This is a genomic window from Pseudomonas donghuensis, from assembly GCF_000259195.1.
Taxonomy (GTDB): domain Bacteria; phylum Pseudomonadota; class Gammaproteobacteria; order Pseudomonadales; family Pseudomonadaceae; genus Aquipseudomonas; species Aquipseudomonas donghuensis.
The window spans coordinates 1-381 of record NZ_JH650770.1; the positions used below are offsets into that span (position 1 = coordinate 1).

The 381-nt window shown below is 61.2% G+C and carries 1 pseudogene; it reads right to left on the reverse strand.

Going from position 1 to position 381, the window contains the following annotated elements:
* Positions 1–31: 31 nt before the first annotated feature.
* Positions 32–381 (reverse strand): annotated as a pseudogene (locus UW3_RS27230) (acireductone dioxygenase); the annotation flags it as partial.

The following is a 381-nucleotide window of genomic DNA, read 5'->3' on the forward strand; positions in this document are numbered from 1 at the left end:
TAGGAGCGGGCTTGCCCCGCGATGCGATCACTCAGTCATCAAGCCGAGGAAAGTCTGCAGCAATCTTGTCGCCAGTAAAGTTGGCAACCGAACCCTGTGCCTGGTTAAACACCCGGATCGCCACAAACCGCGGCTCCTCGCCCAGATCGAGCCAATGCCGAACCCCCGCCGGCACGCCGATCAGGTCGCCCTTCTCGCACAACACCGCATAGATGTAATCCTCGATCCGCAGGCTGAACAGCCCGCGCCCGGCGGCGAAAAAGCGCAGTTGATCTTCGTCGCAGGTATGCTCGGCAAGCAAGCGGGCGTCCGCTTCGCGGGTTACCTCGACACCGGCATAGCCCTTCTCGGCCTTCAGCGCGTCGATACTGGCTTTTTTAG